This is a genomic window from Streptomyces zagrosensis, from assembly GCF_014203645.1.
Lineage (GTDB): Bacteria > Actinomycetota > Actinomycetes > Streptomycetales > Streptomycetaceae > Streptomyces > Streptomyces zagrosensis.
The window spans coordinates 685,211-700,744 of sequence record NZ_JACHJL010000001.1 but is presented as its reverse complement, the minus strand read 5'-3'; the positions used below and the strand labels follow the sequence as shown (position 1 = coordinate 700,744).

The following is a 15,534-nucleotide window of genomic DNA, read 5'->3' as shown; positions in this document are numbered from 1 at the left end:
GTAGCTACGAGGTAGTCGCCACCCGCTCCTTGAGCTGCGCCCAGGCTGCCCTGACTTGCGGCTCCAGCGCTTCCAACGGGCCGTCGTTGTCGATGACCAGATCGGCTACCGCCAGCCGTTGTTCCCGCGTCGCCTGCGCCGCCATACGTGAGCGCGCGTCCTCCTCGGACATGCCACGCAGCCGCACTAGTCGCTCAAGCTGCGTCTGCGGAGCAGCATCCACGACCAACACCAGGTCGAAGAGCGGGGCGAGTCCGTTCTCGGTGAGCAGCGGTACGTCGTGTACGACGATCGCTTCGGCTCCTGCCGCGCGTTCCAGTTCGGCGGAGCGCTCCCCTACCAACGGATGGACGATCGCATTCAGGGCTGCCAGCCGCTGCGGATCGGCGAACACGATAGAGCCCAGCCGCGGCCGGTCGAGCCGCCCCTCCCCATCCAGCATCTGTGGTCCGAACTCGGCCACCACGGCAGCGAGGCCGGGAGTTCCCGGCTCCACCACCTCGCGCGCGATCTTGTCGGCGTCGATCACCACTGCCCCGTACGAGGCGAGCAGCCGCGACACCTCGCTCTTGCCCGCACCGATTCCGCCCGTGAGCCCAAGCTTCAGCATGAACTCACCCTATGCGGCCGTGTGTCGATGGCCGGGCATGCCCCGAGGCACTCCCGCCGGGAGCCTGCCCCGTCCCGTACGCCTGCGCCCTACCACAGCCCCGTTGCTTCTGCCCCCACCACTCGCAGGGCGACGGGCACGGGCACTCGCCTCGCCATGCGAGACGGTGGTGCTCTCAGACGTCACCGTCGCGCTCTGCTCGTTCGGCGAGGAACTGCTCCAGCTCCGCACCGAGTTCCTCCGCCGAGGGCAACTCCGTAGGCTCGGCCACCAGGCTGCCGCGCGTTTCGGCGCCAGCTATGGCGTCGTACTGGTGCTCAAGGCCTCGAACCAAAGACACCAACTCCTCATCCCCTTCGGAGATCTGCCGCTCGATCTCCTCCTGGGTCCGCAGCGCGGCCGTGCGCAGCGTGTGCGCGACGCCGGGGAGAACCAGTCCTGTGGCGGCGGTGACCGCCTCAAGCGCCGTCAGCGCTGCGTCCGGATACGCCGACCTGGCCACATAGTGCGGCACATGGGCGGCCACCCCGAGCACATCGTGTCCGGCTTCGCTGAGCCGGAACTCGATCAGCGCCTCGGCGCTGCCCGGCACCTGTGCCTCGTCAAACAGGCCATGGTGGCCCGGCGACAGGTCGATGCGGTTGCCATGCGGGGTCAAGCCCACCGGCCGGGTATGCGGCACGCCCATGGGGATGCCGTGGAAGTTCACCGTGAGTCGCACGCCAAGCCGCTCCACGAGCTGTCGCACCGCCGCCGAGAAGCGTTCCCACTCCACATCCGGCTCCGGCCCCGCGAGCAACAAGAAGGGCGCGCCGGTGGCATCGCGCACGAGATGGAGCTCGATCACGGGCGTGTCGTAGGCCGTCCAGTGATCGCGCTCGAACGTCAGCAACGGGCGCCTGGCCCGATAGTCCACGAGTCGATCGTGGTCAAAGCGGGCGACCACCTGATGGGGCAGGCCAGTCAGCAGCCTGTCCACAATCTGCGCGCCCGTCTCGCCCGCGTCGATGTAGCCGTCGAAGTGGTAGAGCAGCACCAACCCGGCCGAATCGCGAGACGTTATCGCGTCCACCGCCGCAAGTCCGCTCGGCTCCCATGCGTACAAGTCCTGGGGTTCCAACACCGTTAGCGCTCCTCCTCATTCTCGTTGAGGCCAACGCCGATGCCCACCCGAGCATTCCCGATGATCGATCTTCGTTGCGCAGCGGGAGGGCGCCGGCGCTTCGATGCGCTCCACCGGGCATCGATACGCGGCTTGCACACCAGGATTCGCGCGGTCCTGTGACGCCTCTAGCTTCCGCACTCCGTGTTCACGCGGCAACCCCTCGTCATCGATGAGAACGGGAGTACCCCAAGAGCCACACCGCTGCCCGGTCACGGTGACGAGCGGCAGCACCGAATCAGGCGGAAAGGGCTTGACCAACCCCGACGTCGCCGTAAGCAACGGACTATATTCCGCTTTTCTCGTGGCGGCTCCCGCGGGCAGCAATACGGCGAAGGCCCACCCCCCGCCAGGGGGTGGGCCTTCGCCGTCAGCTAACGCCTAGCAGTGAGGCAGAGCTCAGCTCTGTCCACCCGCCAGCTTCTCGCGGAGCGCGGCCAGCGCCTCATCCGACGCCAGGGCGCCGGAGGTGTCGTCCGACTCCGAGGAGTACGAGCCGCCGGAGACATTGCCTCCGCCGCCTCCGCCGCCCGTGCCGCCACCACCGGCCGCCGGGGCAGCAGTGCCCTCGGCAGCGGCCTGCTCGTCGGCCTCGCGGGACTTGATGACCTGCGCCTGGTGCTGCTCGAAGCGGGTCTGGGCCGTGGCGTACTGGCCCTCCCACTCCTCGCGCTGCTTCTCGTAGCCCGGGAGCCAGTCGTTGGCCTCGGGGTCGAAGCCCTCGGGGTAGATGTAGTTCCCCTGGTCGTCGTACGACGCGGCCATGCCGTACAGCGTCGGGTCGAACTCGACCGAGGCCGGGTCGGCGCCGAAGGACTCGTTGGCCTGCTTCAGCGAGAGGCTGATGCGACGGCGCTCCAGGTCGATGTCGATGACCTTGACGAAGATCTCGTCGTTGACCTGGACGACCTGCTCCGGGATCTCCACGTGGCGCTCGGCCAGCTCGGAGATGTGCACCAGGCCCTCGATGCCCTCATCGACGCGGACGAACGCGCCGAACGGGACGAGCTTGGTGACCTTACCGGGGACAACCTGCCCGATCTGGTGGGTCCGGGCGAACTGCTGCCACGGGTCTTCCTGCGTCGCCTTGAGCGACAGGGAGACGCGCTCGCGGTCCATGTCCACGTCGAGGACCTCGACCGTGACCTCCTGGCCAACCTCGACAACCTCGGAGGGGTGGTCGATGTGCTTCCAGGAGAGCTCGGAGACGTGCACGAGGCCGTCCACGCCACCCAGGTCCACGAAGGCACCGAAGTTGACGATGGAGGAGACGACGCCCGAGCGCACCTGACCCTTTTGCAGGGTGGTGAGGAAGGTCTGGCGGACCTCGCTCTGGGTCTGCTCCAGCCAGGCACGGCGGGACAGGACCACGTTGTTGCGGTTCTTGTCCAGCTCGATGATCTTGGCCTCAAGCTCCTTGCCCACGTAGGGCTGGAGGTCGCGGACACGACGCATCTCGACCAAGGAGGCCGGCAGGAAGCCACGGAGGCCGATGTCAAGGATGAGACCACCCTTGACGACCTCGATGACGGTACCGGTGACGATGCCGTCCTCTTCCTTGATCTTCTCGATGGTGCCCCAAGCACGCTCGTACTGGGCGCGCTTCTTCGAGAGGATCAGGCGGCCTTCTTTGTCCTCCTTCTGGAGGACCAGGGCCTCAATCTCGTCACCAACGGCGACAACCTCGTTGGGGTCAACGTCGTGCTTGATCGAGAGCTCTCGGCTCGGGATAACACCTTCGGTCTTATAACCGATGTCGAGCAGGACCTCGTCCCGGTCGACCTTCACGATGACGCCGTCGACGATGTCGCCGTCGTTGAAGTACTTGATCGTCTCGTCGATCGCGGCGAGGAAGGCTTCCTCGTTACCGATGTCGTTGACCGCTACCTGCGGGGTGGTGGCGGTGGTCTCGGTGCTGCTCGTCATGTGGGAAAGGGCTCCGGTACGGACAGTGAGTCGTAGGTACTGCTACGCCGAGAGCCCGTATCGCACTGCCGAAGCCGGCCAGCCTTGAGGCGTGAACTTGACGGACTTTCCGCAAGGAAAGCCGCAAGCGCCTCGACGACCGAGGGGACATACAACAGATGCAAGCGCAACCTGCTCCGTCTGAGGTACGCAGGCTCGCAGCGCAACTTGTAGCATACGGGGGCAGCCGGGCAGGGTCAATGCGCGAAGGGCGCACGGGGAAACAAGCGCCATACACCCGGCACACGCGTGGTCCGGGCCGCTATCGGGGGGTCACTCACGGTGTTCGCGGCCGCAGGTCGATTCAGAGAGTACGACGACACCGACGATGAGCCAAGACCGCCAGCCAGCCGACGCGCCCGACTCTCTCGCGGCGCTCCGCAGCAGCCTCCTCTCCTCCTCTCACGCCCCGGCGCACGCCCCTGGCGCGACGGGGGACGGCGCCGGCACCCATGCGCTGGCCGACAGCGATGAAGATGACGCCACGGCGACCCGGCGCCTTGCCGGGGAGGAAGAAAGCAGCCGGGCCAGCCGGGGCTGGTGGGACTGCAATGCCGATGAGTACCAGGACGAACACGGCGCGTTTCTTGGCGACGACCGGTTCATCTGGGGGCCTGAGGGCCTTGACGAGGTAGAGGCCGGGCTGCTTGGGCCGGTAGAAGACCTCAAGGGGTTGCGCGTGCTGGAGATCGGGGCGGGTGCCGCACAGTGCTCGCGCTGGCTGGCGGCGCAGGGCGCCCATCCTGTCGCGCTGGACCTCTCCCACCGGCAATTGCAGCACGCGCTGCGGATCGGCGGTGAGCTCCCCACGGCCGCCGCGGTGCCGCTGGTGCAGGCCGAGGCGGGCGCACTGCCCTTCGCTGACGGCAGCTTCGACCTGGCATGTTCGGCCTATGGAGCAGTCCCCTTCGTGGCCGACCCAACACGGGTGATGCGCGAGGTGCGGCGCGTGCTGCGACCCGGCGGTCGTTGGGTGTTCTCGGTGACCCACCCCATTCGCTGGGCGTTCCCCGATGAGCCGGGCCCGCAGGGGCTCTCGGTTGCCGCCTCGTACTTCGACCGCACGCCCTACGTCGAGCAGGACGCGGCCGGCCACGCCAGCTACGTCGAACACCACAGGACGCTCGGCGACCGGGTCAGGGACGTGGTGGGCGGCGGCTTCCGGCTGGTCAATCTCGTCGAGCCCGAGTGGCCGCACTGGAACACCCAGGAATGGGGCGGCTGGTCTCCGCTGCGCGGGCGGCTGATACCGGGCACGGCGATCTTCGTGTGCGAACGGGACTGAACTGCTGCGACAAGGCGTCCACGCAGCGCCGCGTGGACGCCCGCTGCTACGGAAGGGTCAACGAGGGGTCGGCGGGCCCGCGCACCACGCCGTCACGGTGCGTCACCCACACCGGCGGCATGGTGATGACGCCGGGCGCCACGCCCCGAAAGCACTCGGCGGGCTCGTGAGCTGGGCTCATGGGTGGGCCGTGCGGCGATGTCAGTGGTCGCTGCGAGGATAGGCACCGTGACGATCCGTACTGATGCGCTCGACCAATTGCCCGTGCGTACCGCCGTGCCCGAACTCCGGCGCGCGCTGGAGACGCACGGGGCAGCCGTGCTGTGCGCGCCGCCCGGCACGGGGAAGACGACGCTCGTTCCGCTGGCGCTGGCCGGGCTGCTGCGCGCCGGCGACCGCCCACGCAGGGTGCTCGTGGCCGAGCCGCGGCGGATCGCGGCGCGGGCGGCGGCTCGTCGGATGGCCTGGCTGCTGGGTGAGGAGGCCGGCGATCGGGTCGGGTTTACGGTGCGCGGCGAACGACGAGTCGGACGGCAGACCCTGATCGAGGTCGTCACCACTGGCGTGCTGTTGCAAAGACTGCAACGAGATCAGGAATTGGCGGAGGTCGATGCCGTCATGCTCGACGAGTGCCACGAACGGCACCTCGACGCGGACACCGCCGCCGCGTTCCTCCTTGACATACGGGCGACACTGCGGCCCGAGCTGTGGCTGCTGGCGGCGTCGGCCACCACGGACGCCGCAGGCTGGGCGAAGCTGCTCGGCAGGGCCGGCACCACTGACACTCCGCACGCCGAACGCCCCGCTGATACGCGGGGCGGGCCGGGCAGTGGACGCATGGCGGCGGACGATTCCATGGCCGACGAGCCAGCCAAAGCAAGGGGCAGGGGCGCGGTGGCCGGCGTTGCCATGGGGAACGACGACTCCCCCGGCGATGCCTCCTCGGCGGCGGCACCGGGCACCATCGACACCAGCCCGCCCTCGGCGGATGGTGCGGCGCCCATCGTGACGGCAGCCGGCATCTCGTACACCGTGGACGTCGTGTGGGCGCCGCCGGCGCGGGCGGTGCGGCCGGCCCACGGCATGCGGGTCGACCCGGTGCTCCTCGACCATGTTGCGGCAGTCGTCCGGCGCGCCCTGCGAGAGCGAGACGGCGATGTGCTGTGTTTCCTCCCGGGTGTCGGGGAGATCGGCCGGGTGGCCGGGCAGCTGGGGGATGCGCAGGCGCTGGGGGCCGAGGTGCTGCGGGTGCACGGGCGGGCGCCCGCCGCCGTACAAGATGCGGTCCTGGCGGGCGGGGCCGGCCAGCGCCGGGTGGTGCTGGCCACGTCCGTCGCCGAGTCGAGCCTGACGGTGCCGGGGGTGCGGGTGGTCGTGGACGCGGGGCTGGCACGCGAGCCGCGTACCGATCACGCGCGAGGTCTCAGCGCGCTCGCGACAGTGCGGGCCTCGCGGGCTGCGACTCGGCAGCGGGCCGGGCGCGCGGGCCGCGAGGCGCCCGGCACCGTCTACCGCTGCTGGTCCGAGGCGGATGACGCACGGTTGCCGCGCTGGCCTTCGCCGGAGATCACCGTGGCCGATCTAGCCGCATTCGCCTTGCAGTGCGCGTGTTGGGGCGATCCGGACGCAACGGGTCTCGCGCTCCTCGATCCGCCGCCGAGCGGTGCGATGGCCGCGGCGCGGGAGGTGCTGACGGCGATCGGCGCGGTCGGCGAGGAGGGCAGAGTGACGGGCCGCGGCACACGCATGGCCCGGCTCGGCCTGCATCCCCGCTTGGCGCGGGCACTCATCGACGGAGCACGCGAGTTCGGCCCGCGCCGGGCGGCGGAGGTGGTGGCCCTGCTGAGCGAGGAACCGCCTCGGGAGTACGGGGACGATCTCGCCGCGGCCTGGCGGGCCGTGCGGCGGGGCGGTGACGCGTACGCCGGGCGCTGGCGCCAGGAAGCGCGCCGGTTGGCGGGGGCCTTGCAGTCCGTGGAAGCGTCCGCCCCGGACGCAGACGATAGGAGGCCGTCGCCCCCGCCGCTGGCGGCGCCAGCAGGCAGCGGCATGGTGGGCGCGGCCGTTGCCAAGAGGCACGCACAGCGTGCCGCCGATTCCAGCGCACCACGGGAGGCAGGCTCCGATGACGCGGTCGTCGGTCTGATCGCCGCGCTGGCCTTCCCCGAGCGGGTGGCGCGGGCGCGTGGTGGCAACACGTTGCTGATGGCGTCGGGCACAGGAGCAGAGTTGGCTGCCGGGTCCACGTTGGGCGAGGCGGCATGGCTGGCGATCGCCGTCGCCGATCGGCCGGTCACCGCGGCATCGGCGCGCGTGCGGCTCGCCGCCGTGATCGACGAGGACACCGCGCGCACCGCGGCGTCCGCGCTCCACTCCACCACCGATGAGATCGGCTGGGCCGCCGAGCGTCGCGACGTGGTGGCCCGCAGGGTGGAGCGACTCGGGCGCATCGAGCTGCGGGCCACACCACTGACTGCACCCGATCCAGCGCGGATACGGGCGGGACTGCTGGAGGGGCTGCGGCGGGAAGGGCTTGAGCTGCTGCGCTGGTCGGCGGATGCCCGGACGCTACGGCAGCGGATGGCGTTCGCGCACCGCGCGCTGGGCGAACCGTGGCCCGATGTCTCGAACACCGGGTTGCTGGAGCGTGCGGAGGAGTGGCTGGCCGGTGCGCTGGGGCGAGCCCGCGGCAGGACGGATTTGGAGCGGGTCGATGCGGGGCAGGCGCTGGCCAGGCTGCTGCCGTGGGCTTCGGGGGATGCCGCGCGCTTTGACGAGCTGGTGCCGGAGCGGATCGAAGTGCCGAGCGGCTCGCGCATACGCGTGGACTATGCACAGCAGGAGCCGGTGCTCGCCGTGAAGCTGCAAGAGCTGTTCGGCTGGCAGGAGACACCGCGCATTGCGGGCGGCCGGGTGCCGGTGGTCGTTCATCTGCTGTCGCCCGCCGGGCGCCCGGCGGCCGTCACAGCGGACCTGGCGTCGTTCTGGCGCGAGGGCTACCGCTCCGTACGGGCCGAGTTGCGTGGCCGCTATCCCAAGCACCCTTGGCCGGAGGACCCCACGGCTGCTGCACCGACCCGGCATACCTCAGCGCGTTCACGGCGGAGTTGATGACCAGCGCGGGCGACGACGCGGCGTGGTGCACGGCGCACCAGAGGTGAGCGAGGCCCATGTCCGCTCTCGTCCGGTGCGCCCGACCGAGTTCGCGCTGGGCCCTGTCCCCGGAGCGGACCGGTATGGCCGCGGGGGCAGCACGGGCGATATGCCGCCTGGACCTGGCTGGCGTCTGGCCGGACCTAGCCAGGGCCTGGCCTGCGGTCGGAGCGCAGTTGGTGCCTGGCTGGGGCCGGGGCCTAGTTGGTGCCTGGCCGGGGCCGGGGCCCAGGGCTCTGACCAGCGACGATCACCGGATTCGTGCCGACTGACCTTGCACCGATCGAGTGTGAAGACACATCCGAGGGGTGCGTGGAGGCGGAATGGCAGAGACGGTCAGGGTTCGGAGAGTGACTGAGCAGGAGGGGCGGCAGGTGCAGCGGATCGTGCGGTGGGGTACCGCTAGTACGGTGGCGCTTCCGCCGGACGATGATGCTGCTGGCCTCGGCGGGTGGAGACACCGTGCCGGTGATCGCGAACCTGGTGCAGGCGGACGAGGGCACCGTCCGTGAAGTGATCCCGCTTCCACCAGATCGGGCTGACCTGCTTGGACCTTGGTAGGTGGGAGGCCGTACCCGCCTGCTTAGCGATGACGACGAGGAGTGGTCATCCAGACGGCCACCACCCACCCCGCCAAGCTCGGCCGGCCCTTCACGCGCTGGTCGATCCGCAGGCTCGCCGACTACCTGTGGTGCAACGCCGCCCGCCCGATACGCATCGGCCGCGAGGCACTGCGCTGCTTGCTTCGCCGTCGCGGCGTAACGTTCCCGCGGACCAAGACGTGGAAGAAATCCAGCGACCCGGACTTCGACGGGAAGCTGGACCGGACCGAGTACGCGATCAACGAGCGGCCCGATCACCCCTTCGCGTTCGGCGGGTTCGACGGGTTCGGGCCACTGGGCATCCGCCCGATCGGCGGAGCCTGCTGGGCGAAGGAGCGTAGCCCCGACCGGTTGCCGACGACCTTTCACCGCACCCACGAAATCACGTACTTCCATGGCTGTCATTCGGTCGGCGCCGACACGCTCTGGGGTGTCAACCGGCGCCGCAAGGGGATCAATCCGATCTGCGCGGCACTCAGGAGCGTTCGGTCAGCGCATCCCGACTGCGCCCCGAGCTACGTGGTCCTAGACAACCTGACGCCCGCAAGAACGCGCGCATCCTGCGCTGGGCAGCCAGGAGCAGGGTCGAGCCGCGTTTCACACCGAACGCGTCCTGGGCGAACCTGATCGAGGCGCGCTTCGAGCCGCTGCGGAATCCACCCTCGCCAACTGCCACCACCGCAACCACACCATCCGCACTCGCGTTCTGCACGCCTACTTGCGCTGGCGCAACCAGAACGCCCGGCCATCCCGGCGTCCTGGCCGTGCAACGTTGCGAACGCGCCCGCGTCCGCAACCACAAGGGCATCCGCTGGAGAGGCTGCCCCGTCGCTACAGCGGCCTGATCAGCACTGGATCGCTAGGGGATCTCCTTATGGGCGGCTTCAATGTTGTTGCCGTCCAGGTCGCTATGACGACCGAGCCCACGGAACGAATCGACCGACACACTCCGACGTGTGACGCCATCCCGGCGAGCGTTCCCGGTCACAGCACTAGCTGGCTTGGCCCTGGCCGGAAGCTGCCCCGGCGCGTGCTGGGCTTAGCCGACCGTCAGCGTGAGAGTGGAGGTCAGGCCGTTGGCAGTGGTGAGGCGGAGGAGGAAGGTGCCGGTGTTGCCGTCGGTGTAGATCTTCGGGAGGGTGAGCCGACCGTTGGCGTCCGTCGTGAGGTCGCTCAGGAGGCGCAGCGGCTTGCCCTTCGCGTCCTTGAAGTACGGGCCCTTGTCGTTCTGGGTCGCGTTGTCCGCAGCTGAGGTGATCATGGTCGCGGTGATCTTGACGTTCGCCGCGGGCTTGCCCTGGCGGGTGGCCTGGACCACGATCGGCTCCGCGTAGGAGGCGGAGGGTTTGGCGGTGAGCGGCTTCGTCTGCGTAGGGGCCAGGGCATCGGGTGTCGGCGTGGGCACGGGGCGCGCCTTGACGGTCGCGGTGAAGTCGATCGCGCTCTTGCTCTCGCCCACGATCGTGGCCCGCACGGTGAACGCGCCCGCCTGCTTGCCCGCGATCAGCTTCGGGGCCTGGGCCGTGCCGTCCTGCCGCGAGAACACCGTGACCGTGTCGGTGAGGCCGTAGAAACGCGCCTCGGTCTCGCCGTGTATCTCGAAGCGCACCCGCACCCCGGAGAGCGGCTTGCCCTTGGTGTCCTCCACTCGGGCCTGGGGTGACTCCGCGAACGCTTCACCCTCGGTGGCCGTGAGCTGCCGGGCGCCGATGTGCGTGAGGCGCTTGTCCGGTGTGGGCGTGGGCTTGGGGGGCGTCGTCGTCGGGGGAGGCGTCGTCGGAGGGTGCGTGGGAACCTGGGTCGGTGGCGGGGTCCCGGGACCTGGCGTGTCCGGCGTGTGAGGCGGTTTCGGCTGCTGGGGCTGGTTCGGCGGCGCGGGCCGCTGCGTGTGACCGCCCGGCTGCTGCTGGCCGCCCGTGGTCTTGCCCGGCTTGCCCTTGCCGTGCTCCTTGAACGCGTCCGCGCCGTTGTCACGACTCTTGTCACGGTTGCCGCCCGTGCCGGAGCCGCCACCCACTGGCAGCACTCCGGTGCCATCGGGCACCTCGTGCGTGCCGTTCCGATAGAACTCGAACCAGGACAGGACCGTCCGCAGGTACTCCTGGGAGCGGTTATAACCGAGGATCGCCCGGTCCAGGTCGGCCTTGACCGATAGATCGCGGTCGTTGGCGCACAGGTAGTTGGCCGCAGCGAGCGCCGCGTCGTAGATGTTGTTGGGGTTGCGCTCGCCATCCCCGTTGCCGTCCTGGCCGTAGATCGCCCAGGTGGACGGGATGAACTGCATGGGCCCAACGGCCCGGTCGTGCGTTACGTCGTCGTCGTAGGCGCCGCCGTCGGTGTCGGTGATCTTGGCGAAGCCGTTGCCGTTGAGGACCGGGCCAAGGATCGGGCTGAGGGTGGTGCCTTCGCGGTCCACGGCGCCACCGCGGGCCTGCCCTGACTCGACACGGCCGATGGAGGCCAGGAGTTCCCAGGGGAGTTGGCAACCGGGGGTGCTGCCCTCCACGGCCGACTCCGCACGCTGGTAGGCGTCGAGCACCGTGGCGGGGATGCCGGAGTTGGCGTCGCCGCCCATCGCGCCCGGCTTGTTGGCGCCGGGTGGGGCGCTGGGATTCGCCGACTTCGCCGGGTTCTTCAAGGGGGGGAGGTCGGTGTGGTAGGAGGAGTCACCGCTGATCGGACCGCCTGAGGGCGAGAGCGTCTCGCTCGCGGCGTCTGTGTCCTTCTCCTGGTGGCCTCCGGCGAATCCCGGGGCCTGAGAGGCAGTGAGCGCGGCCATCGCAACCGCTGCCACCGCAGTGGTGGTCGCTCCCTGGCGCAGTCGCCGACTGATGTGCGCTGCCATCCGTCCATCCCTCCCATCGACAGTGACGCGCTCCCCCGCGCGACAACGATCGCGACACTACGGCAACTTATGGCCCGCAGCTACCGACGTAAGGCGTTCCTTTTTGAGCGAAAACGACGGGCAGCGCGTCGGTGCTGATCGGGACGGGTCTGGCGGGGTCCGTCTCCTGCAAGGACGTCGCTGACCGGGGCTCCGTTCCCTGCGCCAAGCAATCTTTCGCACAGCGACGGCGGGTTGAGACACCCCGGTGGAGGCCGCATCACGGGGCCGCTGCCCACTGCGATCCCCCACCGCGGGCTGCCCTCACCGCTACCGGCCGCTGCCCCTTCGTACCGCAGTGATGCCCCGACGACCACCAGGCGCAGGGAGCTCCAGGGCTCGCTTCCCGCGGACCATCGCGGGGTGGTCGCCAGGCGCAGGCGGGCGTACCGGGCGTACGACCCGTACCGGGCGTGCGGGGCGTGCGGGGCGTGCGGGGCGTGCGGGGCGTGCGGGGCGTGCGGGGCGTGCGGGGCGTGCGGGGCGTGCGAAGGAAAGCGCCCCGCAGCGCGGGCTCGACGGCCGAGTGCCGGGCCAGCGGGTAACCGGCCCGGCACTCGGGGGCGCACATGAGGGCAGGAGGACGAAGGCGGATAGGTCCGTGGAGGCGCTACGCGAGGCAGCACCTCCACGCCCATGGGCCGCACCCCCATGGGCCGCACGACTCAGCCGGGGCGCTCAGTGCGCCGCCGACTCCCAGTCGTCGCCCGAGCCGACCGAGACATCCAAAGGCGCGCTCAACTCGACCGCGCCGGACATCTCGCGACGGACCAGCGTCTCCACGCGCTCCCGTTCCCCCGCCGCGATCTCCAGGACGATTTCGTCGTGGACCTGAAGGAGCATCCGCGACGCCAACCGCTCCGCGCGCAAGGCACGATCCACCCCCAGCATGGCGACCTTGACGATGTCGGCGGCGGTGCCCTGGATCGGGGCGTTGAGCGCCATCCGCTCCGCCATCTCGCGACGCTGCCGGTTGTCGCTGTTGAGATCCGGGAGATAGCGGCGGCGGCCCAGCATGGTCTGGGTGTAGCCGGTGGCGCGAGCCTCCTCCACCACGCGCTGGAGGTAGTCGCGCACCCCACCGAACCGCTCGAAGAACGTGTCCATCAACTTCCGCGCCTCGTCCGGCGCGATGGACAACTGCTGAGAGAGCCCGAAGGCGGACAGACCATAGGCCAGGCCGTACGACATTGCCTTGATCTTGCGGCGCATCTCCGGATCGACCTCGGACTTGGCTACGCCAAAGACCTGCGAGGCAACCGTGGTGTGCAGGTCCTCACCGGAGGTGAACGCCTCCAGCAGGCCCTCGTCCTCGGAGAGGTGGGCCATGACCCGCAGTTCAATCTGGCTGTAGTCGGCCGTCATCAACGACTCGTACCCCTCGCCGACGATGAAGCCGCGGCGGATGGCACGGCCCTCGTCCGTGCGCACCGGGATGTTCTGTAGGTTCGGATCGGTGGACGACAGCCGCCCGGTGGCCGCCACCGTCTGGTTGAAGGTGGTGTGAATGCGGCCTTCTGGGGCGATCGTCTTGATCAGGCCCTCGACAGTGGAGCGCAGCCGGGCCTGCTCACGGTGGCGCAACATGATCACCGGCAGCTCGTGGTCGGTCTGCGCGGCGAGCCAGGCCAGGGCGTCGGCGTCCGTCGTATAGCCCGTCTTGGTCTTCTTCGTCTTCGGCAGACCCAGCTCGCCGAAAAGCACCTCCTGGAGCTGCTTGGGCGAGCCGAGGTTGAACTCATGGCCAACCGCGGCGTGCGCCTCCTGCACCGCCTGCTGCACGGCAGCGGCGAACTGCTGCTCCATGCGCTCCAGCCAGCCACGGTCAGCGGCGATCCCGGCCCGCTCAAGCCGGGCCAGCAGCTCGGAGGTCGGCAGCTCCACCTCGCGCAGCAAATCGGCGGAGCCGACCTCGGCCAGCCGCCCGCCAAACGCCTCGCCAAGATCGACAATGGCCCGCGCCTGCGTCATGAGCGCATCCTGCTCGGCCTGGTCATCGGCGCCGAAGGCGAGCTGTCCGCTATCGGCCGCCGCTGGGGCCAGCTCACGGCCCAGGTACTCCACGGACAGCGCATCCAACGCGAAGGAGCGCCGCCCCGGCTTGACCAGGTACGCGGCGAGCGCGGTGTCCATGCCCACCCCGGCGACGGTCCAGCCGTGTTCGGCGAAGACCCGCATCACGCCCTTCGCGTCGTGCGTCACCTTCGGCCGCTCAGGATCGGCGATCCACTCGGCGAAGGCCCGCTCGTCCGCCTCGTCCACCTGGGACGGGTCGAACCACACCGCGGGCCCGGCCGCTGTCGCCAGCGCGACCTCGCTGACGCTGCCGCTGCCCAACGCCCAGGCATCGACGGTCGCCAAGCCAAGGAGCGCCCCCGCGTGCTCGGCGAGCCACGGCGCCAGCTCGCCGGCGCCCAGCGCCACCCCGTCCACCTCGACACCGGCCGCCGGCACCACCGTCTCCTCGACCGCGCCCGGGTCGGCGGCCAGCAGCCGCTCGCGGAAGTTCTGGTGCCGAAACTCCAGCGCGTCGAGCACCACCGTCAGCGCCTGCCGGTCGTATGGCGCCCGCAGCAACTCCGCCGGGCCACAGGACAGCTCGACGTCCCGCACCATCTCGGTCAGCCGGCGATTGAGCTTGACGGACTCCAGATGGTCGCGGAAGCTCTGCCCGACCTTGCCCTTGACCTCATCGGCCCGCTCGACCAATGCGTCGAAGGAACCGAACTGGTTGATCCACTTCGCGGCGGTCTTCTCGCCGACGCCCGGAATGCCCGGAAGGTTGTCCGATGGGTCACCGCGCAGCGCCGCGAAGTCCGGATACTGCCGCGGCGAAAGACCGTACTTCTCCTGCACCTTCTCCGGAGTGAACCGCGTCAGCTCAGAGACGCCCTTCGTCGGATACAGCACCGTCACCTGGTCGCTGACCAACTGGAAGGAGTCCCGGTCACCGGTGACGATCGACACCTGGAAACCGTCCGCCTCCGCGCGGGTCGCCAGCGTGGCGATCACATCGTCCGCCTCGAAGCCCTCGATCGCGAAGCGCCGCACGCTCATCGCGTCCAGCATTTCCCCGATCAGTTCCACCTGCCCCTTGAACTCATCCGGGGTCTGCGAACGCGTCGCCTTGTACTCAGGGAACTCCTCGGAGCGCCAGGTCTTACGGGACACATCGAAGGCGACCGCCAAATGCGTCGGCTGCTCGTCACGCAACGTGTTCGCGAGCATCGAGGCGAAGCCGTAGATGGCATTGGTCGTCTGGCCCGTGCTCGTGCTGAAGTTCTCCGCGGGCAGGGCGAAGAACGCCCGATAGGCCAGGGAATGCCCATCCAGCAGGAGCAGACGGGGATGCTCGCCTGACTCGCCGGAGGGCTGCGCTGCTGTCGTCTTCGATGCTTTCTCTGCCACGCCCCCGATCCTGCCACGGCCCACTGACAATCCAGCGCCACCGGTGGTACGGCCCGGCCGCCGACCCCAAACAGCCCGGCCGGGCCGTACCAGAAGCCAGCGGCACAGCCCCGGCCCGGCGGCAGCCACCTCAGCCCGCCAGCAGCCACCCCAACCCCGGCGGCAGCCACCCAACCCCGGCGGCAGCCACCTCGATCCGCCAGCAGCCACCCCGACCCGGCAGGCGGGCGGGCGGGCGCCCAGTCCGGCGAGAAAGGCACGGCCCCAGCCGGCAGCGGGGGCCCCAGCCACTGTCAGTGCCTCGTGACAGGATTTACCTGTACCGGTCTTGGTACCGGGACAGCCGGCCCAATCACGTACGGGCCGGGCACCGACGGCCACCGTCGGCGACGGACCGCACACCATCGGCCCGCCCCGCGGCGACCCGCAGACATGTCAGCGACGACCGATCGATCAAAGGGGAGC

9 protein-coding genes are annotated in these 15,534 nt (G+C 69.8%); 3 read left to right on the top strand and 6 right to left on the bottom strand.

Annotation, left to right across the window (positions count from 1 at the left end; translation table 11 throughout):
* Positions 1-4: 4 nt before the first annotated feature.
* From coaE to rpsA, 3 genes are all read right to left on the bottom strand, one after another.
* Positions 5-610: a dephospho-CoA kinase gene (gene coaE, locus FHS42_RS02910; RefSeq protein ID WP_184568860.1), complete on the bottom strand. Its 606-nt coding sequence runs from the start codon at positions 608-610 to the stop codon at positions 5-7.
* Between the two features lie 175 nt (positions 611-785).
* Positions 786-1,733: a PAC2 family protein gene (locus FHS42_RS02905; RefSeq protein WP_184568859.1), complete on the bottom strand. Its 948-nt coding sequence runs from the start codon at positions 1,731-1,733 to the stop codon at positions 786-788.
* A gap of 438 nt (positions 1,734-2,171) precedes the next feature.
* On the bottom strand, positions 2,172-3,698 hold the full coding sequence (rpsA, locus tag FHS42_RS02900; protein ID WP_184568858.1) for a 30S ribosomal protein S1: 1,527 nt from the start codon (positions 3,696-3,698) through the stop codon (positions 2,172-2,174).
* Between the two features lie 367 nt (positions 3,699-4,065).
* Here rpsA and FHS42_RS02895 point away from each other — a divergent pair, with 367 nt between their 5' ends.
* Positions 4,066-5,022 carry a class I SAM-dependent methyltransferase gene (locus tag FHS42_RS02895; RefSeq protein ID WP_184568857.1) on the top strand — a complete coding sequence of 319 codons (957 nt, stop codon included), beginning with the start codon at positions 4,066-4,068 and terminating at the stop codon, positions 5,020-5,022.
* Positions 5,023-5,068: 46 nt separating this feature from the next.
* On the opposite strand, the gene FHS42_RS38070 is transcribed toward FHS42_RS02895, so the two are convergent.
* Positions 5,069-5,203 carry a hypothetical protein gene (locus FHS42_RS38070; RefSeq protein ID WP_281392683.1) on the bottom strand — a complete coding sequence of 45 codons (135 nt, stop codon included), beginning with the start codon at positions 5,201-5,203 and terminating at the stop codon, positions 5,069-5,071.
* Positions 5,204-5,220: 17 nt separating this feature from the next.
* On the opposite strand from FHS42_RS38070, the gene FHS42_RS02885 reads away from it, so the two are divergent.
* On the top strand, positions 5,221-8,133 hold the full coding sequence (locus FHS42_RS02885; RefSeq protein ID WP_376772509.1) for an ATP-dependent RNA helicase: 2,913 nt from the start codon (positions 5,221-5,223) through the stop codon (positions 8,131-8,133).
* Positions 8,134-8,777: 644 nt separating this feature from the next.
* Entirely contained in the window at positions 8,778-9,404 is a 627-nt protein-coding gene (locus tag FHS42_RS38475; protein WP_312866677.1) for a hypothetical protein, read from the top strand.
* A gap of 412 nt (positions 9,405-9,816) precedes the next feature.
* Here the strand turns inward: FHS42_RS38475 and FHS42_RS02875 are convergent, their stop codons facing one another.
* Together FHS42_RS02875 and polA are read right to left on the bottom strand one after the other, a co-directional pair.
* Positions 9,817-11,622 (bottom strand): lytic murein transglycosylase, encoded by a 1,806-nt coding sequence (locus FHS42_RS02875; RefSeq protein WP_184568856.1) that lies wholly within the window; start codon positions 11,620-11,622, stop codon positions 9,817-9,819.
* A 717-nt stretch (positions 11,623-12,339) separates the two neighbouring features.
* Positions 12,340-15,069 carry a DNA polymerase I gene (gene polA, locus FHS42_RS02870; RefSeq protein WP_184568855.1) on the bottom strand — a complete coding sequence of 910 codons (2,730 nt, stop codon included), beginning with the start codon at positions 15,067-15,069 and terminating at the stop codon, positions 12,340-12,342.
* Positions 15,070-15,534: the final 465 nt, after the last annotated feature.

What these genes read in the sequence shown, in the direction of transcription:
- coaE (WP_184568860.1), bottom strand. Translation starts at nt 610, where the DNA reads ATGCTGAAGCTTGGGCTCACGGGCGGAATCGGTGCGGGCAAGAGCGAG.
- rpsA (WP_184568858.1), bottom strand. Translation starts at nt 3,698, where the DNA reads ATGACGAGCAGCACCGAGACCACCGCCACCACCCCGCAGGTAGCGGTC.
- FHS42_RS02895 (WP_184568857.1), top strand. Translation starts at nt 4,066, where the DNA reads ATGAGCCAAGACCGCCAGCCAGCCGACGCGCCCGACTCTCTCGCGGCG.
- FHS42_RS38070 (WP_281392683.1), bottom strand. Translation starts at nt 5,203, where the DNA reads ATGAGCCCAGCTCACGAGCCCGCCGAGTGCTTTCGGGGCGTGGCGCCC.
- FHS42_RS02885 (WP_376772509.1), top strand. Translation starts at nt 5,221, where the DNA reads ATGTCAGTGGTCGCTGCGAGGATAGGCACCGTGACGATCCGTACTGAT.
- FHS42_RS02875 (WP_184568856.1), bottom strand. Translation starts at nt 11,622, where the DNA reads ATGGCAGCGCACATCAGTCGGCGACTGCGCCAGGGAGCGACCACCACT.